Source organism: Caldicellulosiruptor hydrothermalis 108, assembly GCF_000166355.1.
GTDB classification, from domain to species: domain Bacteria; phylum Bacillota; class Thermoanaerobacteria; order Caldicellulosiruptorales; family Caldicellulosiruptoraceae; genus Caldicellulosiruptor; species Caldicellulosiruptor hydrothermalis.
In genome coordinates, this window is record NC_014652.1 from 2,671,461 (window position 1) to 2,696,348 (window position 24,888).

Annotated in this window: 20 protein-coding genes and 1 CRISPR repeat array; of the genes, 6 read left to right on the forward strand and 14 right to left on the reverse strand. The window is 34.8% G+C overall.

The genetic code is table 11. The features are described from left to right. Positions 1-96: 96 nt before the first annotated feature. Positions 97-2,460: a hypothetical protein gene (locus CALHY_RS12825; protein ID WP_013404362.1), complete on the forward strand. Its 2,364-nt coding sequence runs from the start codon at positions 97-99 to the stop codon at positions 2,458-2,460. Between the two features lie 31 nt (positions 2,461-2,491). On the opposite strand, the gene CALHY_RS12830 is transcribed toward CALHY_RS12825, so the two are convergent. Further along, positions 2,492-3,439, reverse strand: coding sequence for an ISNCY family transposase (locus tag CALHY_RS12830; RefSeq protein WP_013402015.1), 948 nt, complete (start codon positions 3,437-3,439; stop codon positions 2,492-2,494). Between the two features lie 319 nt (positions 3,440-3,758). Between CALHY_RS12830 and CALHY_RS12835 the strand changes: the two genes are divergently transcribed. The 4 genes from CALHY_RS12835 to CALHY_RS12850 all read left to right on the forward strand — a co-directional run bounded on the left by CALHY_RS12835 (position 3,759) and on the right by CALHY_RS12850 (position 6,033). Continuing rightward, the gene (locus tag CALHY_RS12835; protein WP_013404363.1) at positions 3,759-4,340 is read left to right on the forward strand and encodes a hypothetical protein; all 582 of its coding nucleotides are present in this window, start codon (positions 3,759-3,761) and stop codon (positions 4,338-4,340) included. Between the two features lie 82 nt (positions 4,341-4,422). Beyond that, entirely contained in the window at positions 4,423-4,779 is a 357-nt protein-coding gene (locus CALHY_RS12840; RefSeq protein WP_013404364.1) for a hypothetical protein, read from the forward strand. Next, a complete protein-coding gene (locus CALHY_RS12845) occupies positions 4,779-4,973 on the forward strand; it encodes a hypothetical protein (RefSeq protein WP_013404365.1) in 195 nt (64 codons plus the stop codon). The genes CALHY_RS12840 and CALHY_RS12845 overlap by 1 nt, the downstream gene beginning before the upstream one ends. 322 nt (positions 4,974-5,295) lie before the next feature. Continuing rightward, positions 5,296-6,033 (forward strand): Rpn family recombination-promoting nuclease/putative transposase, encoded by a 738-nt coding sequence (locus tag CALHY_RS12850; protein WP_083790248.1) that lies wholly within the window; start codon positions 5,296-5,298, stop codon positions 6,031-6,033. Positions 6,034-6,117: 84 nt separating this feature from the next. On the opposite strand, the gene cas2 is transcribed toward CALHY_RS12850, so the two are convergent. The 7 genes from cas2 to CALHY_RS12885 all read right to left on the reverse strand — a co-directional run bounded on the left by cas2 (position 6,118) and on the right by CALHY_RS12885 (position 14,213). Beyond that, complete coding sequence (gene cas2 / locus CALHY_RS12855) at positions 6,118-6,381, reverse strand: CRISPR-associated endonuclease Cas2 (RefSeq protein ID WP_013404366.1); 264 nt, start codon at positions 6,379-6,381, stop codon at positions 6,118-6,120. Positions 6,382-6,386: 5 nt separating this feature from the next. Next, on the reverse strand, positions 6,387-7,379 hold the full coding sequence (gene cas1b / locus CALHY_RS12860; RefSeq protein WP_013404367.1) for a type I-B CRISPR-associated endonuclease Cas1b: 993 nt from the start codon (positions 7,377-7,379) through the stop codon (positions 6,387-6,389). A 46-nt stretch (positions 7,380-7,425) separates the two neighbouring features. Further along, on the reverse strand, positions 7,426-7,923 hold the full coding sequence (cas4, locus tag CALHY_RS12865; protein WP_013404368.1) for a CRISPR-associated protein Cas4: 498 nt from the start codon (positions 7,921-7,923) through the stop codon (positions 7,426-7,428). Between the two features lie 28 nt (positions 7,924-7,951). Further along, positions 7,952-10,375, reverse strand: a complete 2,424-nt coding sequence (locus tag CALHY_RS12870; protein ID WP_013404369.1) for a CRISPR-associated helicase/endonuclease Cas3 — start codon at positions 10,373-10,375, stop codon at positions 7,952-7,954. Between the two features lie 92 nt (positions 10,376-10,467). After that, positions 10,468-11,220 (reverse strand): CRISPR-associated protein Cas5, encoded by a 753-nt coding sequence (gene cas5 / locus CALHY_RS12875; protein WP_013404370.1) that lies wholly within the window; start codon positions 11,218-11,220, stop codon positions 10,468-10,470. Positions 11,221-11,241: 21 nt separating this feature from the next. Then, entirely contained in the window at positions 11,242-12,126 is an 885-nt protein-coding gene (gene cas7b / locus CALHY_RS12880; RefSeq protein ID WP_013404371.1) for a type I-B CRISPR-associated protein Cas7/Csh2, read from the reverse strand. 20 nt (positions 12,127-12,146) lie between these two features. After that, the gene (locus tag CALHY_RS12885; RefSeq protein ID WP_013404372.1) at positions 12,147-14,213 is read right to left on the reverse strand and encodes a TIGR02556 family CRISPR-associated protein; all 2,067 of its coding nucleotides are present in this window, start codon (positions 14,211-14,213) and stop codon (positions 12,147-12,149) included. 431 nt (positions 14,214-14,644) lie between these two features. Next, positions 14,645-15,988: a CRISPR direct-repeat array (repeat unit 30 nt; unit sequence GTTTGTAGCCTTCCCTTTGGGGATTGAAAC). A 126-nt stretch (positions 15,989-16,114) separates the two neighbouring features. Between CALHY_RS12885 and CALHY_RS12895 the strand changes: the two genes are divergently transcribed. Then, the gene (locus CALHY_RS12895) at positions 16,115-17,068 is read left to right on the forward strand and encodes an Rpn family recombination-promoting nuclease/putative transposase (RefSeq protein ID WP_013404374.1); all 954 of its coding nucleotides are present in this window, start codon (positions 16,115-16,117) and stop codon (positions 17,066-17,068) included. Positions 17,069-17,430: 362 nt separating this feature from the next. Here the strand turns inward: CALHY_RS12895 and CALHY_RS13675 are convergent, their stop codons facing one another. The 6 genes from CALHY_RS13675 to CALHY_RS13775 all read right to left on the reverse strand — a co-directional run bounded on the left by CALHY_RS13675 (position 17,431) and on the right by CALHY_RS13775 (position 24,836). After that, complete coding sequence (locus CALHY_RS13675; protein WP_013404375.1) at positions 17,431-17,652, reverse strand: hypothetical protein; 222 nt, start codon at positions 17,650-17,652, stop codon at positions 17,431-17,433. Then, entirely contained in the window at positions 17,649-18,875 is a 1,227-nt protein-coding gene (locus tag CALHY_RS12905) for a CRISPR-associated protein (protein ID WP_013404376.1), read from the reverse strand. Before CALHY_RS12905 ends, CALHY_RS13675 begins: the two co-directional genes overlap by 4 nt. A gap of 81 nt (positions 18,876-18,956) precedes the next feature. Further along, positions 18,957-20,348: an ATP-binding protein gene (locus CALHY_RS12910; protein ID WP_013404377.1), complete on the reverse strand. Its 1,392-nt coding sequence runs from the start codon at positions 20,346-20,348 to the stop codon at positions 18,957-18,959. A 239-nt stretch (positions 20,349-20,587) separates the two neighbouring features. Next, positions 20,588-22,381, reverse strand: coding sequence for an ATP-binding protein (locus CALHY_RS12915; RefSeq protein ID WP_013404378.1), 1,794 nt, complete (start codon positions 22,379-22,381; stop codon positions 20,588-20,590). A 5-nt stretch (positions 22,382-22,386) separates the two neighbouring features. Then, the gene (locus tag CALHY_RS12920; protein ID WP_013404379.1) at positions 22,387-24,237 is read right to left on the reverse strand and encodes a hypothetical protein; all 1,851 of its coding nucleotides are present in this window, start codon (positions 24,235-24,237) and stop codon (positions 22,387-22,389) included. A 455-nt stretch (positions 24,238-24,692) separates the two neighbouring features. Continuing rightward, complete coding sequence (locus CALHY_RS13775; RefSeq protein ID WP_013404380.1) at positions 24,693-24,836, reverse strand: hypothetical protein; 144 nt, start codon at positions 24,834-24,836, stop codon at positions 24,693-24,695. Positions 24,837-24,888: the final 52 nt, after the last annotated feature.

The window sequence follows — 24,888 nt, forward strand, 5'->3', positions numbered from 1 at the left end:
TTTGAAAATTGAACTTCTGCGAGTATTGATACATTTTAAATTGGTACTTCAATTAAAGCAATATATCAAATCAATCAATACAGGAGGTGCATTGAAATGATAAAAATTAAATTGAATAAGAAGTCAATTATAGCATTGACAGTTGTGGTTGTATTTATTTTAGTATCAGTATTGGGTGCTATATTTTATAATGAAAACACAAAACAAGATACTATGCAGAATATTAATAGTCAGCCTTCTACAGATACTGGTGTTAAAAACGAAAAGTCAAATACAAACATTGATAAGTTATTTAACTGGATGAATGTATTTAAAGTTTATGCAGATGCTACAGAAGATACAAATGATATTTTAAGCGAAGAAAACATTAAAGCAGTTCCTGTATGGCAGCCAGGAGAAATTAATCCAGTTATATATCAAAAAAATGGAAAATTGTATAGGCTTAATGATATTCCAATAGAAACATTAGTAAAGTATTGCAGGTTGTTGCATGATATTGAAGTAGTAGATATACTTCGTAAATATAATAATTCTAAGGCAAGATTTACTGATCGTGTAGATGGTTCAGAATGGTTTCCAACAAAGTGGGGGCTTCTTTATAGAAGAATAGGACAGCCGTTTTATAGTAAAGCAATTTGTTATTCTGATGGGTATACTCGTCCTGTAACTTTTATGGAAAAAATGGTAACTTCCTGGTATAGTGATCATTATAATTGGTTCACATTAGTTCCACCAATAAAAATTAAATATGATACAATAGATGTATCATATGATCCAAATTGTCAATATATAAGCAATCGAAAAAGAGAACTTGCACGCAACTTCATACTAGTACCAAAACCTTATATAGATAGATATTTGGCTAATTATCCAACATATTTGCCTTATCAAGATATAAAGGAAGGAATTCCACTTGGTGGAACAAATAAGTTTATATCAGAAGAAGAAGTTTTGGCTCTTCCACGTGCATTCATGGATGCATCTGAGGAGCTTTTTCCTATCTATTTTAACAGAGACAGAGTAAAATTTGATATAACTAGGGCTTATACTTATCTTTCTATAAGATTCCTTAAAGATTTTGATACAGAGGCTTATAATAGATTAGCTTCGGTAATCAAAAAGTATAAAATGTCTTTAGGTAAAGATGCATTTGTATCAGTAAGAATGCAAAACGAACCAGTTATTGTTAATGGAGCAGCATCTAGACAGTATTTTTTGATAAGTTTAAAATTTATGTATATAAAACCTACTCTTGATATAAAGCCAAAATTTGCTGCAGTTCCAAATAAAAAAGGAGTTCTGTATTTAATACAACTAGATCCATATACAATTTCATTTGAAAAATTATACTGTATATCAGAGTTATATTCCAAGCAAGATTTAAGACCATTATTAACAGAGTTAGGTAAAATATACAAAGCAATAGCAAGTGGTAAGATAGATGGAAATGGATATTTCACATTTTTAAAGAATGTTAAGTTAACAAGTGGGCAGTCTAATTCATTTTTTAAGAACATGGGTAAGCTAGGAGACGAATATTTGAAGTTAGGTAAATCAAAGAACCCTTTATATGTAGCAGCATCAAGGACTACAACATTCAGAGCAGCTTGTCTGAATTATAATAGAAAGTATATTGTAGATATATTCTATGATATATTAAACACCATGGGTTATTTGGATGATTTTAAGCAAGCATGGAATTTAGGAGCAAAATATGCTAGTGCAGTTTATAATACACCAGATCCAAAAACATTTGATCCGATAAATTTGGTAGATTACCATATATCACAAGATTACTATCCAACTTTCATTTTTGGTAAGGTAGATTTAAATGTAGCTGGGTTTAATAAATATAAAATAAGAGATTATAAGAATTTCGGCAAAGGCTGGTATAGTTTAGTAAACTATTATGTAATGAATCAGGCAATTAGTAAGAATATAGTCAATAAAGATATATTTAGCAAGTATTATAATAACAATTATTTTGTAATGCCAATTAGCACTGATGCATGGGCAACAAAGGATTTTAAGAATTTAACTCCAGGAGCAACACCACATTTGCATAGTATAATGATTATTACTGGTAGATATCCTGATTTAGATAATAATGGCAAGCCATATGTATACAGATCAACATGGAATGGTGTTGTAGGTCCAACACTTCCAATAATCTTTAGGTTATTTCCAGAGTTTGTAAATAAAGATAAGACAAGATACCCATACTTTGCAGTAGAATCTATGTTATTTGATGGAATATCATTTTATGATAAGCCAGTTATACCATGGTCAGATATGAATATGTCTAAATCATATAAGGATTTAATACAAAGATCATGGACTACAAACTTGGCAATAAAATCAGATGTAAAAGAAGGAAATGATTTTAACCTGTTAACTACAAATGAATATTCTATTCTGCATCGTTGCATATATAATAATGAATATCAAGTTGTTGAATAAATAATTATACCATTAATGTTATTATATAGAACTATAAATTATTCCACGTGTATTTAAAAGAAAATTTACAGTTTTCAATTTTTTGAATATAGACCTCTATCAAATAAGTAATCATTATCCAGTCCACATGCCTCTTATATGTTCTAAAACCTCTTAACCTTATTTGTTCTAAATTGTATTCTCCTTTTAACTTCCCAAATAATCTTTCAATTTTTGTCCTTTGCTTATATAACCTTTGTCCTTCCTCACTTCTTAAAAATTCCATATTTTTTACCCTCAAAATATTTTTTACATTACTAAAATCCTTACTATTTCTCTTATTTACCGCCGCTACAAACTTTATCTCAAGTCTATCTGCCACCTCAAACCACTTCGCACAATCATAACCTGCATCCGCTAATATTACTTCAGGTCCAAATATCTTAGCTTCATACAAAAGTTCTACTACTTTACTGTCATGGATATTTGCACGTGTCAACCACCATACTATAGGTATAACCTCATCTTCAACTGTTGCCAACACATGTAATTTATACCCATTGTAAAAACCTAAACTAACACATACTCCTACTTCTGCCTCTTTGTCACCCCTCGAGCTTCTCAAAGGTGTGGAATCTATAGCACAAACTTTTGTCTGCGGAACTATTTCTCTCACTAAAATTCTTGCTATCCCTTCTATATACCCTTCTTCAATTACCTTTGCCCATTTCGAAAAATATGAATGATCAGGGCTCTTCTCTATCCCTATAGCCTTTTTAAATTCTTCATCTTCATTTATCTTGTATTCTAATTCCCTGAAGCTGTTTATCTTGTTTTTGACTTTGTAAACAAAACAAGCTATTATATGGCTTAGCTTAAATTTCTTCGGTCTTCCTCTCCTGCTGCTCTTTATCTTTAATCCCAGGGCTTTTATTACTTTCTCAATTGTCATAAGTATCTTTAAAAATTTTTGTTTTTGTGTTTTAATAAAATTAGACATTGCCATCCTCCTTTGTTAGGTGTTTTTAGTCTTCTCTTATCGTAATTTTACCTCAAGGAGGATGGCTTTTTATATATCTATTTATTGTCTTTTCTGTTAATCCCTTTTATTCAACAAGCTAAATGAATATAAAAAATATATTGAAGATGCTAAGAAAAATGCAATTACACAAGACATCATCATGAAAAATGCAGGATATATCAAGTCACTATTAGGCAACATTTTTGAGAAGTAACTAATAATACAGTTTGCATACAGGGTTACTAGACTATAATAGTAACCCTGTATGCTTATACTAAATCAGGAGGTGGTATATTTTATGAAGTATTTTGCAAAGTTCAGGTTAAGAGAAAAGATTAGAGTGAAAAAGTCGTTTATCAGGTTAATTTTTACGTTAGTTATCATGATTATTAGTTTCATTGCATCATTTATAGCTAAAGCAGATAGTTCAGATCCAGTTAGTTTTATATATGATCCTGTTGTTTATGTAGGTGATGAATTATATAGGATAAAGAAAGATGACTTATATAATTTAAGTATTAGAGGACTTTTTGATTTGTTAAGCCAGAAAAATTATATAAGTGATTTAATGACACCATCAGTATTAAATAAATCAGATGAAAGTAGTAATGATCTTTATAATTTAATAGCAGAAAAACTTTCAGTTAAGGTATTTCCTTTTTTAAATATTTTAGAACCCAGTGGCAACTTTTTAATACAATCTGAGTTAAACACAAGGAACTTAAGCATGGGTTTAAGCATAACCGAAAAAGCAGATAATACAGCTATAGCAAAATTAGGTAATTTATTAAGCAAGGCTTTAGCAGCTGGTTCTCCACTGCTTGAGCAAGTAGTTAGCACAATAAAACTTCCATATGGAATAGTACCAGAGGGTTTGTAGCCTCCCCTTTGGGGATTGAAACGTGCTTAGCAGTTTGCTGCGATTTGTGCCATCTTTGAGTTTGTAGCCTCCCCTTTGGGGATTGAAACAAGACTGCAAGACTATAGAAGATTTCGGGAGAGTAGCTTTTAAACTACGTTTTATTGATAAGAAAGCAGCTTGGAATGATATATACGAAAAGACTAAAGATTTTGACGTGATAGGTTATGTGAAGGAACATTATATTGATTATGTTGAGCAGAACAAAAACGAAATAATAGGGGCTATTATGGAAAACACTGTTGAACCTGAAAAAAGAGACGAGATGAGAGAAACAATGCGTGGATGGTTGGACGAGGCAATACGAATGGTTAAGAATGGCGAGGAGTTGTATTGGATGCCTGAACGAATCTTCTATGATAGCGTGGCAGTAGCAATGAAAAAGATAGGGGTGAAATGATGTATGTGATAGCTGTATTGATTAGAGATAAAAGAAACGAAGAAAAGATATACGAAATGATAGAAGACGCATTTTCAAGTGATGTGGTAAATGATGAAATACTGAAAAAACGAGAAAAAGTTTTGGAAGAAATTAAAAGCATAGGGGAAATTGAAGTGTATAACTACATTCAAAAATATGGAGTTAGTATGTAGAAGTTAGCCACCCAACCCAACAGGGTTGAGGTGGTATTTTTATGCCTTCTTGTAAGGGGGTGAGTGTCATGGCTGAGAAGGTTAGCAACAGAGCATGGGGCGAAATCGTTTGTAGCCTTCCCGTTGGGGATTGAAACCTCTCCTTCAGTTCGCTTATATCCACCTTCTCTACTAGTTTGTAGCCTCACCGTTGGAGATTGAAGGTGGTGGGAGGTTTTGTAGACTCCACGTTTGGGATTGTAAGAAGGTGAATTTTAACCTCTATGTCGGAAATTGAGAGGAAAAAGTGGGTAGCCTTTTCTTTGTGGATTGAAAAAAGAAAGTGATAGTCACTTCTTGGAATCTGAAATATATTCTGATTGAGAACCAGTCAACTGTAAAAAAAGAGATGCAGCAAAAGATTTTAAAGTACATGATAAGATTATGGGCAGAGGAGATAAGAAAAGGAGTACAAATCCTGCCAGCAATTATACCGATAGTTGTATACAATGGAATAGGTGAGAGATGGAGTATATCAACCGACCTTATGGAAGCATTTGACATATTTAAGGATGATGTCTTCAGGTACAAAGTAGTTGACATAATAGAGCTTGAGGTAAAAGAGTTTTTGGAAAGAGAAAAGGATATACTACTACCTATAGTGTTTTATCTTGAGCAGGTAAGAGAAGACAGGAGTGAGCTGATAAGAAGGCTTTTAGAGGTTGAGAAGAACTTAAAGAAGCTGAGTAAAAAGAATGTAGATAGATTTTTGGAATGGTCGTATCGGATTATCAGACCGAGGTTTTCTGAAGAACAAAAGTCAGAGTACGATAGAGTTGCAAAAAGGGTTAAACAGGAGGGAGTGAATGCCATGGGTGAGTTTGTATCAAATGTTGCAAGACTTTTAGATGAAGCAAAGACAAAGGATTTTTTGGCAGGGAAACTTGAAGGAAAGCTTGAAGCCACAATAGAGTTTGCAAAAAGATTAATAAAAAAGGGATTTAGTGATGAAGAGATTGCAGAGCTTACAAAGCTTCAGATTGAAAAAGTCAAAGAATTGAGAAATTCCATGGTAAATTGAGAATATTTGAACATAAAATAGTAAGTAAGGGTATCCAAAAAGATGATGGATACCCCCTTGAGGTTTCCCATTTATTTTGATTCACTATGTCATAAAATCCACAGGATTTTTTTCAATGCCAATTATTTGCCTTTCTGAGTACCAGGTATTTTGAAATTTGTAGATAATAACTGAATCTTCAGACAAATCCAGTATTCTTTCAAGTTCGAGAATTAGTCTTCTCAAAGTCCCCTCTGATATATTTCCTTCAAATACCGAATTTTGTACCCATGTAAGATATTGTCTGCATTTTTTCAAAGCTTTTGCCACCCGTTTTTCATTGACATCATAAACAAGAATCACAAACATAGCTCCTACCACCTTGCCACAAAAGGTTTGTATTCTATATTTTCTAAAAACAATTTTTGAAGCTTGTATGCCTCCATACGGATGAGCCTTTTGTAACTTACTTGAGTATTTAGTTTCGGATGCATTATAGTAGAGTAGAGCTTTTGGTTGTACTCAGACACAAATAGCTTTTTACCCTGGTCATTTAGAATAATTCCATTTAATTCCTTTTCAAAATGCTTTTCGCTTAGTACTTTCTTGTTTACAAGAGAAAATATCACCCTGTCCACTATTATTGGTTTGAAAATTTCAGAAATATCCAAATTCAAAGAAAACTTACGCTGGTTTGTGGAATGAAGATACCCTATGCGCGGGTCAAGCTGTGTTTGGTAAATCTCCCCAAGAGTTGTGGCATACAATAGTGAATTACCAAAACTAATCAGCGCATTTATTCTGTCAAGAGGTGGATTTTTGCTCCTGCGGACAAATGTAAAATTTTCGTCATCCAGTATCTTATTAAAACACCTATAGTAGATTTCTCTTATATTCCCCTCCAAAGCCATAAGCGTATTTACATCACTGCAGGCGCTTATGTTATGGCGCATTCTTTCGATAGTTTCTATCTCATCTTTTAACATATTTCCACGGGAATTGTAGTACCTCAGAACCACAAGCATGTTCAAAACAGCACCTTCAACAATTGACCTTGCAATGGTTATTCTTTTATTATAGTCGTTGTAAAATTCTACCTGCTTGAGTATTACAATGCCTGAGTTGTAATGTTCGCGCGGGTAGTATGTACCAACGTAGTACTCATACCTGTTGAAAAAGTGTACACATATATTCTTTTCTGTCATGAACTCCAAAAATCTTTTGTTTATGTCAACCTCTCCAAATATAAAAACTGATTCTATCTCTTCAACAGGAAAATACTTTTTGCCTTCATCTGTTTCAAACATGATGGTGTTATCTTTCCTTCTTAAAAATCCCGAATTGAAAACATAAAGGTCTTTTTTCACTTCAAATCACCCCGAAAAGTTTTTTTGCGGACAATGGACTTGTTTTTCAAGCAAAACAATATTCCCTGTAAGCACACTTTGGACAATATCGGCATGTGGCTGCAGGAGGCGGACTTTCTTTTTCAATTATAGTTTCTATCTCAGCTATCATCTTTTCCAATTTTTCTTCTTCCTCAGCTGTCAGAACAACCTCTTCTTTTTTTCTTTCCTCTGGATAAAAAAGCACTCCTTTTGCTGAAATTCCTGCTTCTTTTAGTAGCTTTATATAAAACAAAAGCTGATACCTTGATGCTTCTTTGAACCTTGAAGACTTCTTTGTTTCACCAATCACTATCTCATCTTTGTCCTGATACAGAATGTCAAACACTGCATTGCCGAATTTTATTTCCTTCTGATCTTTCCTGTAATAATACTCATGAAGAAACCTGCCAAGCACAATGTTATCGTCGTTCTCATCTGGCAAGATGCTATGTGCCATGAGCCACACCTGTCTTTTGCAGATGTTGTAATACCAGATGTAAACACCTGTCATGTATATATCCATTTTCAAAACACCATCCTGTTTCTTAAACTCAGGCAAAAATAATATGGTCGTTTGGGTCATACACAAATCCTGTCTTAGAGCTATAGTATCGCTGGCAGGATGTGGGTGGCAAAGATAATATTCCTTTTTCTTCATCAAAAATCTGGGCGTATTTTAATGGCACAGAAATTGTGTATTCAAAAAGGATATTTTTGAGTTCAAGGTAGATTTCTCTTCGTTTGTAATAATCTTTTATGGAAAAAGAGTTTATATACCTTTGATAAGCATCTTCTATTTCTTCATTGTTTCTTATGATGACGCTGACATACCCACCCCGCTGCTGGATAAGACTAAACCTTGAGATTGTGAGCTCTTCCTTTTCCAGAATACTGTCAAACTTTAAAAGCCTTATTGCCTTCAAAAACTCTTCAGACTTTTTAAATGATTTATTTTCTTTTATCATCCTGAAATAATTATCAATCAGCATACCATAGTCTCTTTCTTCCACTTCGGGATGCTTCAAAAGAAGTCCTCTTGATATTTCAATTGCCGTGTTGCCATAAACTCTTTTTGCAAAGGTTATGCCACTTTCATCTTTCATGTTTACAACCAGCACATTGCCCTGGCTTTTTTCATTGTGCCTATTGCACCTTCCTGCACACTGGATTATTGAATCAATAGGAGCTATGTCTCTTACTACACAATCAAAGTCAAGGTCTACCCCTGCCTCAATCACCTGAGTTGAAACAACAATGGGTTTTGCTCCGCTTTCTAACATTTTTTCTATTTTCTTTATAATATCTTTTCTATCTTTTGGTACAAGGCTTGCTGAAAGGTAAATAACCTCTTTATTTTTGAGGTTGTTTTTTATGCCATTGTAGATTTGATGCGACTGATTTATGGTGTTGGCAACAATCAAAAACGATTTTTCGTCTTCATATACCTCTTGTAAGAAGAAATCCACAAATTCAGCTACTTTTAAATCGCTGTGGTGATACATAAGCTTTGTTCTGTTAAAAATTGAATAGTCACAAAACCCTGCAAGCTCACAAGCATCTTCGAATATAAGCGGTTTTGTGGCTGTCATGAGAATAATCTTGCACCTGAAAAGCTGTGTCAGTTTTCTCAAGACCTCTTCAACAAGCGGCAAAAGCTCAACATCAATTGCCTGAATCTCATCAAGGAGCAGTACTGAGTCGTAAAAAGTATGGAATTTTTTGAGCATCCTGTTTCTGTTTGAAATTAAAGTTTCAAGCAGCTGGACAAATGTTGTCACTACAAACCCAGATGTCCAGTTTTCTATAAAGCACTCTGAAGCAACTTTTTCAAATACAGTAATTTCATCTGTAATTTCTTTCAAAGCTTCTTCTTTCCCCCTGTACTCAACATCAGTTAAATGATGGTGTTTTAACAAGTACCTGTCTCTGTTTTTTTCAAAATCTTCTATTGCCTCAAATAGATTTTCGACAACATGGTAGTTTTGGTCTATTATAGAGGTAAACGGAAGAGCATATATTATCCTTCCAGACTTTTTCAAAATCTCTTTCAGTTTTAATGCTGCAAAAACTCCTGCCAAAGTCTTTCCTGTACCAGTTGGTGTTGTGATTGAAAATATATCTTTCTCTTTGTTCTTTTCAATATTTGAAAGCACAGCCTCAAACACACTTTGCCTTATTCTCTGCAGATTTTTGTCCTGAGTTGGTTTGATAACTTTGTCTCTTACCACAATAAGTCTATCTGACGAAGCATAGCAAGGAAACAGTAACTTGTAATTTGCAGCCGACATCTTGTCTGCCCATATGAGAAGAGAATACAACTTTTGCTGGGCAAAATAAAGCTCAGTTCCATCTTTGAAAGCCTGCGGTATCACACCAATCAAGCGAATGCCATATTCAATTCTTTTAAGATATCTTAGAATATCCTCTATAAAACCCCTTTGCTGTGCCAAAAACTTTTCAAATTCGTTGCCAAGTCCAATTTTTTCAAGCAAAGGCTTTATATCTTCAGCGTTGCACCTCAAATCCTCAATCTGAACATAGGCATCATCTATTTTCTGAACAAGGTTTATATCTGCCTTGAAATCTCCTTTAAATTTTTCTGGCAGGTTCTTGCTAATATCCTTGACATCTCCGTGATGGTGAAGAATGCAAGCGTAAATCAAAAGAGATATGACTTCATCTAAAGAAGCTGGGGGGTTCATCTGTTGTAAGCACAGTCCTTTCTTTTGCATCCAGCAAAAGACTCCAAAGATGGCTGATAAAAAACCATGCTGTGAATGCTTGCTTGATACACCGCTAAGATGACTTTGAAAAAATGTTGTAAATTTCCCAAAGTCATGACAAAGACATATAATTTGCAGTGCTTCTTTTTCCCAGTTCTTAAGCTCAACATTTGCCTCCATAGCATAGTGATAAACTTCAAGAAGGTGATCATAAAGAAGCTTATCAGGATTTTTGTGAGAATAATACTCCATACAAATCCCACCTTTTTGATAATATATAAAAACTTTTTTGACAAAACAAGAAAAACGCCATCTGGGCTATCCCCCAAATGGCAAAAGATTTTTTACATCACACAAATGCATTCTTTTCTGTCACCTGAAAATTCTTTTATATAATACACCTTGTCCTGCGCACTGCTATCCAAATCTACCCAGATAGGATTGAGATTTTCGTCGTGAATATACGTCTTGACCTTTGTGGCAAACCTATCTTTGTCAAAATCGCACGGCATCCTGTCTTTCATAAGAGCAAGAGAAGAAGCAGACTCTAACTCTAAGCTTAGAGATTTTATTAAGCCTGCATCAAGCACAGTTAAAATACCTGCCCTGCTGTCTTCCCACCTGCAGGCTTCAAATTCACCCAAAAACTCAGTTTTTGCAGCAAACGGAGCACTGCCAAAGTATATCGGAAATTCTGACTTGCCACTTTCAAGCCTTGCCCTCAAGAGAGAATATATCTTCTCATCTTTTGGCATAACAAAAACTCTAAAACCTACAAATCCATTGTATCCAGCCAAGATCTCAAGCGGCACCTGTGTGTGGGTATTTGGATTTTTTAGTTCATTTACAGTTGTTGCTTTTATATAGTTCACCGTCTGTACAATCTTATATGTCCTTTCTATCTTTTGTACTGCAATCAAAAGGTTTTCTGCTGAGAGCACCTCATAATAACTATCCCTCTCAAAACCCAAGATAGCTGCAACCATACCTTCAATCACAGTCCTCGGTGGCACCAGATACGAAAGCGATGATGAGTTTGTATAAAATTTTCTAAAGTGGGCAAACTTGCCTTTGAGGTCAAACACTAAAAATTTCATTTTCTTCTCACCTTGTTCTTCCTAAACTTCTTCAAGCTCAAAAGTACCAAATGCATCTTTAAAGTCCACAACATTGCCATCGCAAACAAGGCAAAGGTCGGGGTGCTTGAAATAGTAAATCTTTGAAATTACATCCTTGTTCTTATGCAAAAACTCAACCAGGGCTGTGATGTCAAGCTGAACGTCTTCAATTTTTCGCGGTTTTTCGACAACCTCAATGAGTTTAATGTAATCTCTGAGGTCTCCAAGCAAGGTCTTATCATCTACATACTCTACTCTCATGTAAAGCCTCGGATACTGACCTATCTTGCTTCTGGTTGCCTGAAGTGGAATTGCTTCTTTCATTGCTCTATCCAAAAACTTTAGGTCATCTTCTGTAAGTCTAGTCTCTTTTGCTCTTCTTGCGCTCACTATTCCAGAAAAAGCTATGAAAGAGTATTTCACTCTGTAGTCTTTGCCTATAGCACCCTGCTGTTTTTTCTCATCGCTTGCAAAATGGCTTGTGATAGATGCTTCTAAAAGCTCAACCTTGTTCAGAGAATATCCCCAGTTGAACTGTACAGGCCCGATGTAAGTTCTCGTCTCTTTCTTAATAGGTATTGTTGCACCAAAAAGCCTTATGTCAATGAAGGTCTCAAGCTCGTCGATGTCTTCTCCTACGCTTTTGATTACTTCTTCTGGCTTTACGCTCTTGCCTTCAATCTTTCGAACATAAATTGGAATACCCTGGTCGTCTGCATAATCACGGATATACCTTTTTACACGAACATCTGACACAAGGTTTATCTCTTTTTCCCAATCCATCCTTGGTCGATTTTCCTCATCTGGGTCACCGTTTGGATTGCAAAGCTTAGCATCATAGGTAAACAAAATCTCGCTGTTCTTATCAATAATCTTCTTTTCCATCTTTCATCAGCCCTCCTATTTTAATTAGATGTATCCTGAGAGTTTGAAGAAGCATTTAATATAACCTTTTGAGTTTTGTATGCATAACCTGAGAGAATGTAAAAAAGAGTTTCATACTTGTCAAGCTTCCATGAATCTATGTGCTTGTCTAAAAGCCTCTTCATCTCGGCAAAAATCATCTCGGTGTATGGCAAAATCTTTTCCTGCCTCAGCTTGTTGTGAACATCATTGCACAGTCTTATAAGCTTTGGCTTGTCAATCCCATTGTAATTTATCTTGTTCAAAATTGGTTTGTGCCCAGCAGAGTCGTCTTGCCTATCTTTGGTAGCAAGATATTGTTTTGCTCCTATCTCGCCAATCAAAACTCCAAGCAAAAACAGAGCTGTCTTTGGCTCATCATAATTCATTTGTTGAATATAGCTTTTGAGATCGTCGGACAAATTCAGCTGCGCAACATCCATCCCTCTTTTCACCTCCAGACAATCCAAAATTTCTAAAAATCTTATAACAAAAACCATTCTGATAACCATTGAAGCAATGTCGTTTCCTATAAACTTTGAAAGGTTATACCCTTCTTTCCCGTAAACAACAACACCTACTGCCTTTATGAAGTTTTCTATGAGAACATCTCTTGCTATTCTCTTGCCAGAAAAAATAGCATCGTAGATGTTCAAAAGCCTTTGCGATTCTTTGCTCTCACTTATGTTTTTGAGCCTTATTGGGACGCTGTAATAGATGCTTTCAAGGGAAATCTTAAAAGAAGGGTCATTCCCAATGAGGTCAGTATATTGAGAAAAAACTTTTGATGCTGCATTGTAAATTTTGTCGAAAATTGAAGGATTGATGTCGGGTATAAACCTTATTATCTTTGTACTTGCTTGTGCTTCTCTGTAAAAAATCAGGTTCAGTAAAAAATAGTGGTTTTGGTCGAAATATGAAAGAAAGTTGTATATATCATCTCGCAGTTTTTCCAGGCTGTTATAGTTCCATGCAGTGTTCAACGAATTCGTGATATTTTGGGAAAGTTCTTCTAAATAGTTTTTTGTTAGCTTTGCACTTGTGTAAACAAAAGTTGGCAGAACATATACATCAAAAGAGCCAAGCTGGGTTTTAAGTTTATTTCTTAAAAATATATCTCCTGCCACAAGCTTTAAAAGACATTTTTCGCATACAGTTATGTTCTTGGCATAGTTCTTTTGGTCAAGATAAGATGCAAATATATTCTGGTTTGTCGTAAAATATTTAAACTTTGTCTTTTTAAATCCTTCGAATGATAAGTTATCTGTGTCCAAACATATATAACATATATTACCTTCTTTTTGCTTCTTTTTAGTCTTTTCTGTGCCTTTTTTGACCTGGCGTTTGTATGCAATAACAGCGTCAATATACTCTGGATAGCTTGTCAAAGGCTTTCCATCAACGCAAAGTACATATAAGCCTATTTGCTGAGGTTTTAGCTCTGTTAATTTCTTTAATCCATTTGTACATTCCTTTGTAAAAATATCTCTCAATTGCTTAAAAATCTTATCTGTTGATTTTGCATTGTTAATTAGTTCTTTGTAAATCTGTGATAGCGGCTTTTCAGTCAATCTCTTGTTGTCATTTACCACTATATTGTCAGTATCTAAAAAATAAACGTATTTTTTCTCTATCTTCTGCTGCAAATACCTCTTTTCTTCATCGATAAGTTCAGAAGACTTGCTTAGATATTCTTTGACTTTGACAAAATACATATCCAATATTTTTTTACATATGTCAGATACTACAGGTATTTCACATTCAACAAGGTTTGGAATGGTTTCTGTTAGAAAATATGCAAAAGATGTCGTAGAAGCAAACCATTGTGACGAATTTGCCCCTTCTGCCGAACCAACATAAACATATTTTTTAGCAGTTTCATCATCAATTTCTTCAGCACAGTCTATATTAATCTTTTTCTCATTTGTAGAAAAGTCAATTTTTGCAACATATCTCTTTTCATCCCCAGATGGAACCTCAATATCTTCTGTAAGAACAGATAAATAGGCATCATTTCCAGATGCATCACCAATTAGAACATCACCAATCTCAACTATTTCCTCTATCAATAGCCTCTCACCTCACTTTTATGTTAATTATACCAATTTTATTTTCAAGATACAACCAAATTTTGAACTTGCAATCCTCGTTACTTAGTACACTTTTTAATTTTACATACCATCATTTAATTTTTAAGGTCAAATTTTATGCGAAGTTAATTAGCTTTATATGTCATTTTTTTCATTTTATATTATTTTTGCTTGTGCAAAAATTGACATTTTTAATTATGTACTTTGTGATTTGTGACGTATTATGACTTTTGTATTTACCAATTGCTGTCGACCTGTAATCCCCCCAAAAACCCCCGGGGATCGACAGCAAAAGGTAAATTCTGGTATGTGTTGACTTTCAAGAGCTTGTGGAGTATAATAGAAATAACATACAGCAGCTTGAAAACTTAACCATTTGTTCCTTGTAAGATTTCTCAAGCCATCTACGGGTTTGTAGCCTTCCCTTTGGGGATTGAAACAAAAACTTTGTGGAAAACTAAGTATTTACAAAAGTGGTTTGTAGCCTTCCCTTTGGGGATTGAAACCACATCGAAAATGCGGGTAATATTTTTATACTACCGTTTGTAGCCTTCCCTTTGGGGATTGAAACAGAATCGAAGTCATGAAACTTGCAGCTTTGTTTCCTAGTTTGTAGCCTTCCCTTTGGGGATTGAAACCACTTGCTACAGCACTTGTTATGTCACTGCCTGCATGGTTTGTAGCCTTCCCTTTGGGGATTGAAACATGCATATCCCTCTCCGAGCACCCAATTATTAGTTTGTAGCCTTCCCTTTGGGGATTGAAACACGTTGCAAAGCGGTATAGGGGACATGGGCTTGAATGTTTGTAGCCTTCCCTTTGGGGATTGAAACAAATTATAAATGCTATGGGCCAAATTAAGGTAAGGTTTGTAGCCTTCCCTTTGGGGATTGAAACATGTTAACTCAATGTATCCTTTTGTTATGAGAAATAGTTTGTAGCCTTCCCTTTGGGGATTGAAACTCATTACCATCTCTTAAAGTAAAAAGCAAACTTAGTTTGTAGCCTTCCCTTTGGGGATTGAAACTCATTACCATCTCTTAAAGTAAAAAGCAAACTTAGTTTGTAGCCTTCCCTTTGGGGATTGAAACTATAATCTTAGTTTTATCTTCTAATGTTTGTGCTTGGTTTGTAGCCTTCCCTTTGGGGATTGAAACTAATATCTGATTTGGAGACTATTACCTTCTCTTTGGGTTTGTAGCCTTCCCTTTGGGGATTGAAACTTACACCATTATCGTTAATTACTAACTCATAAGTTTGTTTGTAGCCTTCCCTTTGGGGATTGAAACCTATTTTACTCGGTATTAATTTTCACCATTTTACTCGTTTGTAGCCTTCCCTTTGGGGATTGAAACTCTAGACGAAAATATTGAAGCTATTGTAGAATATGAGTTTGTAGCCTTCCCTTTGGGGATTGAAACTTACGCAATGAGAGTTCAAACCATCAAGACTATGACTGTTTGTAGCCTTCCCTTTGGGGATTGAAATACCCTTCGTCAAAATTATTGATTTTTTTCAATTCAGTTTGTAGCCTTCCCTTTGGGGATTGAAACGGGTAGGGGCCCCAAACGAGCCCTTTGGGCGAGCTTGGCTTGTAGCCTTCCCTTTGGGGATTGAAACATCAATATGTTTAGTTGTCGTTAGAAAAGGCGGTGGTTTGTAGCCTTCCCTTTGGGGATTGAAACTTGATATCAACAAGTGCTTGAATTCTGTGGAAACCATTGGTTTGTAGCCTACCCTTTGAAGATTAAAAAAATGAAACTGTGAGACCGCTTTTGTGGTATAATTAAATTGGACAAAAAATAAAACAAACTCAGCATCTTTGGCTGCAGAGTGTAGAATTTTATTCTGAAAAATTCATAAGTCGGAGTGAAATTGCCTTGAGCTCTGAAATTCCACCAATGGAGCATGATACCACTTTTAAGTTCTTGCTCAAAGACAAAAAAGAGCTACTTGTGCTTGTAAAAGACATTCTCAGATACAGCTGGGCAGATGAAATAGATGAGGAGTCTATAGAATTTGATGACAGCGAATTTGTAACACAGCAGCTATCCCAGCTCAGAGCCGATATTGTTGCAAAAGCAAAGCTAAAAGGAAGAGAAGTATATTTTTATATCCTGATAGAGAACCAGTCGACAGTGAAAAGGGATATGGCACAGAAGATACTGAAGTACATGGTAAGCCTGTGGTGGAAGGAACTTAGCAAAGGGGCAGAGAACCTTCCGCCTGTTATACCCATAGTTGTGTACAACGGAACAAAGGAAAAATGGAATCTTTCTACTGATTTAATGGAAGCATTTGAGACTTTCAAGGATGATGTATTCAGATACAGAGTAGTAGATGTGTCTGAAGTAGATGTCAAAAAGATTCTTCAAGAGGAGAAGGACTTGCTAACGCCGATAATATTTTATTTAGAGCAGGTAAGAGAAGACAGGGATGAGCTTATAAGAAGGCTTTTAGAGGTTGAGAAGAATGTAGAGAAACTGAGCAATGAGAACGTAGACAGATTTTTAAGGTGGGCATATTACATAATACGACCGAGGCTGCTGGAAGAGCAAAAAGAGGAGTATGAAAGGGTAGCAGAAAGAGTTAAACAAGGGGGTGGCAAAAATATGGGTGAATTTATATCAAATGTAGCAAGACTTCTTGATGAAGCAAGAGCAAAAGATTTCAACCTTGGACTGCAACAAGGTTTGCAACAAGGTATTCGTGAAAGTCAAATTAGAATAGCTAAGAAGATGATACAAAAGGGTATAAGAGATGAAGAGATAGCAGAGCTGACCGAACTTGATATTGAGGAGATAAAGAGATTGAGAAAAGAGCTTTTGAATTGACAGCAAGAGAATTTAACCACAAGTGGCTTTAGAGTTAAAAAGCGGCTTGTGGTTTTTGTTTTTTTAAAGCAAGAGTAATACAGATTATAGTTTTTGAATATTATTCAAAAGATGACTTATATTATTTCCATTTTGATCAAAAGTCATATCTGTCGACCTCCGGTGGCAAAATTTTAAGATTTAATTTGTATGCGATTTCAGAATTGCAGCACATGGATTTGGCAAAACTTCTGGCAGCAGCTGGATAGACGGAAGGGTTCGATAGGTCTTTATCGATTGATTTTTTTTGGCTGATTTGAGTTTTTTACAGATGTTTTGATATGAAAATATTTACAGGAATGTATAAATTAGATATAATAAAATTAAGCTTTGACGTGTTTGTAGTCTTCCCTTTGGGGATTGAAACCGTCTACTTCTAAAATTTTATCTTGATAATCCGATTGTTTGTATCCTGCCCTTTGGGAATTGGTTGCAGTTTGAGGGATTTTGTGATTTTTTGTTTGTGATTTAACAAAAAAGCCACAGACATTAACTTGTTTTGTTATTGCCTGTGGCTTTAAAGTTTTTAAGCTTAATTTTTTCACTCTTCCTCAATATCTATTTCAACTAATTTATTTTTATCCATATCTATCATCTTTTTTCCTTTTGCAATTTTCTCGCAGTCATCTTCATACTCATCATGTTTAAGCCAGATTTTGTATATAGATAAGACGCTGTTGATATTGTCGAAATCATAGGCGCATCTGAATACAAATTTACTGCCATTTGATACCCCTTTGTAAATATATGGTTTATTTATCCCCCAAGTTTCATTGTGTTGCAGTTCTCCTTTTAAACCTTGATACTCCCTGTAATTTTTGAAATACAATTTTACCTTCTTTATAAGTTCCATTAACTGATTATGAATAAAATTCTTATACTGTTCATTTTTATTTATTAATTCTTTTACCTCTGTACTTACCTTTATTGTTGTATTGATGTAATCTTCAAAAATAAACTGTGCAAAAGCATTTGGGCTTACAATCTCTTGCCCATCAACTACTATTTTTTCGAAGAAATACGGCATTGTGTCTACAACTTCTTTTTCAGCTTCACTAAGTTCTTGATAACTTAGCTGCCCAGCTTTCAGCAAGTTAGCTATAAAATTTTTGTTTTTTGCAATTAAATCAAAATTTATTTCAATAGGAATTGGGGGCACAACAAGCAACTTTTGATCTTTTTCGTACATATACCCAGATGGATAACCAAAAAGAGCACCTGCAACATATCCCAGATAAGTCATGTATTTGTAGCCACCAATTGGTGCAAAAAAAGTTGTTTCTTTTGAACCCTTTAATAGTTCTTTTGCAACAACTTGCATAAAATTCCCCAAGGACCTTTGCAATTTCACTTCATTTGAGACATCCACATCTTCTACCTCTGCCATAAAAACTGTTGAACCTTCAAAAATAAGTTCTATTACTTTTTTATTAATTAGCGCAGCCATAATGCCATCTGGAGTATCAGAATGTATAATCGAAACACTAAATTTGTCATCCAATAATTCTTTTTCTTTTAGACCATTTAGCATTGAAAATTCAGCACTTACTTGATTGGGTTTTTCTTTGACCAATCTTTGTATTTCTTCATCTGTTATTTCTTTTTCTTTACATATCTCAGTCAAAACTTTGTTCAAATCCTGACCCTTGTATGAGTTTTTATTTTCATAGAATTCTTTAAAATATTCATAAAAAACATTGCTCTTTTTTTCACTTGAGAAAAATACTGAAATTCCACCTGTCATAACAATGTTAGAATATTTTGGCATTAAAATATTCTCCTTTCTTTATCTTAGTGTTTTGACAATCCTTTTTTGCCCATACAGACGTTCTTGCTACCTGAGCTATTTTTATGGAAACTTTATCAGTATCAAATTCTTTGTCTCTTTCGCAAACTCCAAAAGCCTTTCTGAAAATCCTGTTCTGCTAAAGAGAATATAAAGTTCTTTTTTCTCAGGAAATACCTTTACATTTTCTGCTTTTTTCTTAAGGTTAAAAAATACATCAATATCAATTACATTTTGCGAATATTTGCATTCACCAAAAACAACATGACCTGTATTTTTACCAATTCCTACTATATCAATCTCCGACTTTGAATCCCACCACTTGCCTACTCTGTCTAACTGAATATCAATCTCTTTTGTTTTTATTAAATCCATTAAAATTTGCCTGCAAATTTCTTCATAAACAAAACTTATGTGATTTGTCACAATTTTTGACTTGATATTTTCAACTACATATTTAGTATTGTCAAGTTCTAATTGTTCTCTGTAGGGATATACAAACTTAAACCAGAAATCTATAAAATTATCGTTTATAAAATATAACCCTCTTTTGCTCTTTTCTGGATACTCCTCTGTTATTGGAACTTCTCTTCTTACAATATCAAGGTCCATCAAAGTATTCAAATACTTTGTAAGTTTTGTTTGCGCTACAGAAAGGCTCTGGGCAATCTGGCTGAGTTTATGGTTTCCAAGCGCAATGCTTTTAATTATCGAAAAATAGCTTCCTACCTCATGAACTTCCTTTTCAAGCAAAAATACAGGCTCTTCATATAAGAAGCTCTGTCTGCTTAGAATATTTTCTTCAATTGCCTTGTAAATATCGCCTTCAAACTTGAACATCTCTAAATATTTTGGAACCCCGCCAACGATGGAATATATCCATATAAATTGGTCCTCTGACACTTCAGGAAAAAATTCTTTTGCTTCTTTGAATGAAAACTGCTTTAGCTTTATTTGTCCTGTTCTTCTACCGTACAAAGGACTTGAATAAGAAAGAGCATGTTCTTGCATCATTCCCACCAAAGAACCACTCAAAATAAGCATAAAACTGTGGTTTTTTAGCTTTTCATCCCAGATTCTTTGAACAACCGAAGCAAAAGCTGGGTTTGTTTTGCACAAGTTTTGAAATTCATCAAATACTATCACTACTTTTTTACCAATTTTTGAATTTACTATAACATCAAAAATATCATCCCAACCTACACCAGATAATCTTTCAATCAAAGGATTTTTTAAAAAATTGCTTACAGCTTTTTTAAAATACTCTATGTTTTGATTCTCCGCCTCTTCAGAAGCCAAAAAATAAATAGCAGGCTTGTGTTGAATAAATTTTTTAATAAGTGCAGTCTTGCCAATTCTCCTTCTTCCATAAATAACAACAAGCGATGAATTTTGCTCTCGATACTGTTTCTCTAAAAAATTAAGTTCTTTGCTGCGGTTTATAAATCTTCTCATAAAAATCACCTCATGTTTATTATACTCTATTTTATTATACTTTAAAGTATATTTTGTGTGTCAGCGTGAAGATTATCTTCAATATCATATCATCTTTATTTTTTTCTTTTTAAACAATTTTGTTCTTTTCTCTTTACTTGTCAAAAACATTTTTTAGAGATGTTTGATGTGAATGCTGCTAGTTTTTGAGTCTGTTTAGAATTGAATAAAATGTATTTTCCTTGCCTTGATTAGTTATATTAAAGAGTTCTCAGAAATTCAAGCACAGCATCGTTTGCATTTTGGACATAGATAGGCAACGGTACTGCTTCTAAGCCAATTGCATCATAGCTTACAAGTAGCCAGCATCCTTTTTTGAACTTGAATGTCTGCTTGAACATATCTTCACTAATACCAAAAGCATCTGTTATTCTCTCCTGGTCAGACTTTCTCGGGAGCTTGCTGACAAAGTATGTATGCGGCTGTGCCATAATATTGGTGTTAAGGTAAGTAATCCTCTGGGTTGCAATACCTATCCCCAAGCCAAATTTTCTTCCTCGCCTTGCTAAGTGCATCACAACCTCACTTGAACGCTCGTATGAATCCTTTGCATCCTGTGGAATGAACTCATCAGCCTCGTCAAATATGAAACTTACAACAGGGTCAATCTTGCCGCTTCTGCGCCTGTCTTCAAAAATTGCCATGCCAATCTGATATGCAAGATTTCGCAGCTCGTCCGGGTCATGCGACTGGAATATTATAAGCGCTTTGTCGTCTGGTCTGTTGAGGATATCAATAAGTTTTTTCTGGTCAATAACATTTTCATTTGAAAATCCAAACTCTTTAAGTTCCTCATACCTCTTTTTCAGCTCATTTATAAAAAGCTCTAAATTAGAACGCGCTATTGAACCAAGAGTTTCATCAGAAAGATACTTGCTTTCTATATGCTGAATAAGCGCATAGCAAACATTAGCATTCAAAGGATTTGTCTTTTTTAAAAGCTGTTCATAAAGTTTTTTTACCGTTGCTTCACTTTTCCCTAAATTCCCTTTTAAAAGCGTTCTTTCATGCATTCTGGCAAAATCAGCAACAGCTATGTCGCCACTCTGCCAAATCTTTACTTTTCTGCTGTTCAGAATCTTATAAAATGCCTTTTTGAATAAATCTTTATACCCTACAAGCCCTTTGGGATACAGTGCAGAGTTTACAACATCAATTGTTGCTTTTTTCAAAAGTTCTTTGTACTCAGGTGAGTTTCTATCTGCTTTCATAAGCGATACTAACGAACCTACAAATGTTTTTTCACCAATACCTATAATCATACTATTTTCAAGCTTTACCAAAAGGTCAATAAGCAGGGTTGAATATTCACCCATTAGGTCAAATATAACAATTTTCACAGGAAGATTTGATTCTGTTAATATTTTTCTTACAAGAGTGCTGAGAAGATTTGATTTTCCTGCCCCGGTAAAGCCAAACACGCCAAAGTGCACTCTCAAAAGCTCTTCGACTTTAAGCAAAATTTTTACATTTTTATCTCTTATCAGATGTCCAATTTCAATAACATCGCCACTTTTGTCTATATCATGGTTCAGAATACGATTTGTCAACTCCTCATCAAGCAAGAACGCCTCTGCACCAACCATGGGAAGATTTGACTCTATCCCTATCGAAATACTTTGGTCGCTGTCGATTATAATCTCAAAATTTGTCGGAATTGCAAGGCATTTTATCTTTGTTGCATCGTCCAAAGGCTCATCCTCTTGCTCTTCCCAGTCGCGATAAATATTTTCGGCTGCTTCTGTCAAAAATCCCGGATACCCGGAAAGGTCATTGTCAAGTCCATAATGAAGCGGTACTACAGATGTAATTTCTAATATGCAGTATCGAATCTTGTCAGATGTTGACGAAAAATTCTGAACAGCCAGAAGCGCACCTTCTTTTATTTCATTCATTGCCTTTTTTGTATATGCAAACCAGATTTCAGCTCTGTATCTTGAATATACGTCGCTATCATATTTCATCATGCGCCCAACAATCTCTGTATTGAACATTCATTTCACTCCTCATCATCAAACTTGAGGCTATCTCGGAATTTCCTAAAAGTCATATTGAGCGGGTCTTTTCTGTAAAGCTGCTGACTGCTCTGGATTATACCCTTTGCAAATCTCAAGAGGGTTTTAGCACCTCTGTCTGCCTTGTGAAGCGGTTCTGGATAGCCAATCACTTCAGGAAAATGGTTTCTTGTAAGAACGTCCAAAAAATAGATGTTCATCGCCTGGCCCCAATTTATAACATTTTTATCAATGTGAATAAAAGGTGATATCCTTCCAAGCTTGCTGTTGTTGACCAACTCTACATCCAGAAACTGCTTGTCAAGGGCTGGATGTAAAAGCCTCTCAACAAAAATGGCATGACCCATCTTGCACTGATTTTTTAATCTTTGCAGATAAAACTGAGCTATTGACTTTGCAAATATTCTATCATCTGAAACTATGTGGCCTTTCACGCCTGTGATGTTGTTGTTCCTGTCCACAAACAAAGTGGTAAACGCAGAGTCGAACTCAACAGAAGACCACGGGGCACAAAGCTCAGTGCTCAAAGCTGCGCAGTTTTCGAAAACAAGCCTGTCGCTCATGGCTATCTGTAAGTTATTTGTTTTAAAATTTTCCTCGACAATTTGCAGCATATTCTGGCTTGAAAGCACATTCAAAAAATTTCGACAAAAATAGCGCGATTTTGAGTCTTTCACTATCCCAATTAAAAAGACATTCTTCTCCCAGCACTTTTCAATCAGGGCTCTTATGCCAATTGATATTAAAAAACTTATATCATCGTGAGAAATTAGCTTTTTTATATTGCTCTTTTCAGATAAATTCGAAAACTCTAATGCTGTCGGATTTTTTCGGACAAATATTTGGTTGCAGATATAATCAAAAAAGCTTACAAGATAGTTCCATCGTTGGGATAAGTTTACCAATAGCTTTATTCCTGCTACTTTATCATCTTCCACAACACCTGTTGCATTCAAAAATTTTATAATTTCTTTTATATCATCTATGGAAAGCTGGCAGATTTCCGCAAGTTCCTTATATGTAAAGAAGGTTTTCTGATTTTGGCTGCAAATCTCATCTAATTTTGACAAAAGCAGTGCATAGCTGCGATATTTTTTCTTTGAAGGCACTCCAAGTTCTTTATTGTACGGATGTGAAAGTGCAATGATAACGTCTGACAACTTTATTGTGTCGTTAAGATACTTATATCCCAGATAGTTTGTATTCTTATAATTTACATATGGTACTCTTAAAAGTGTGCTTGGTGCTAAGTCCAAAAGAATTATCTGCGGCATATCAACTGTTGATGATGACACAACATGGTAAGCTAGGTAAACCTCTGCAAGCTTCATCAGAGATGTGTGAAGGTTTAATATCTCTTGTACATCTTTGTCTGAGTAAAACTGCATCTGATTTAGCTCGTGCGAATTTGCCACAAACTCTATCTCGTAAGGATAAACCGGAAGATGCGCCATCATAGTTACATCCCGAGCAAAGTCCCATCGCTCATACTTGATTTTTTCACCCTCATGCTTGATTATTATTTTTCCTCTTGCTCCATAAGCGCCTGCAAAGAAGGTTATAAAATTGCTACCTTCATCTTTAATGCATGTTCCGTCTATTGCAACAAAGTTTATCTCATTTTTGCCAAAAAATCCCTCTATCTTTTGCCTGAGATTGTGCCTGAAAGGCTGGCTTTCAAAATATTTTCTCCAGTCGATTATGTAGTCTTTCAATATTCTGCTGTAAAAGTCTTGCAGGTGCTTTAAACTTTTCTCCAAGTTCTCATCATATCTTTTCATTGAGGTTTTTATAGAATCTTTCCAGTATCCATACATCTGAGAGAGCTTGGACATGGGCAATCATACCTTTCAATTTTGATTTATCTTTAAAATAGTTTATACCCTTTATTGAGCGTATTTTACATAAAATATTTTTATATAATATCTTTCGACACATATTGACATAATCCTCTATTTTAATGCAATTTTCAGAAAAATTGATTTTTTATTAGCTTTATCTTTGATTTTTAGATAATGATTGGCATTATTTTGCATTATTGTTATTATATTTTTCAATTGCTTTTGACCTGCATTCCCCCTTTGTGGAGCGAAATACTAAATTGTCCAAAGAACAGTAATATGCAGATAATGTATGTTTGTAGTATATGCCTGAGAATTGTGGAACGGTCTGGAATGAAATGAGAGTATGATCCTTTTCAGAAAAAGAAAAAAAGGGCTTAGGAAAGCCATTTTGTGCTCTCAAGCCCTTTTAGAGTGTTGTCAGAAGCTATTATTTCTTAGCAAATACATTAATTCTTAGCAAGCGCCTTTATAAAGCCCTGCCAAAGCCCTTTTATAACAAACCCTAGAACAACAACAATTGCAAAAACTTTTAACCCTTCTGCAAGCCCATTGAGCATTATTGATGCGCCAAGAAGAGAACTTAGCGACATCGCTTCTCACCTCGTGGCACTTTCCTACTACTTATAATTTACCCTCTATGAA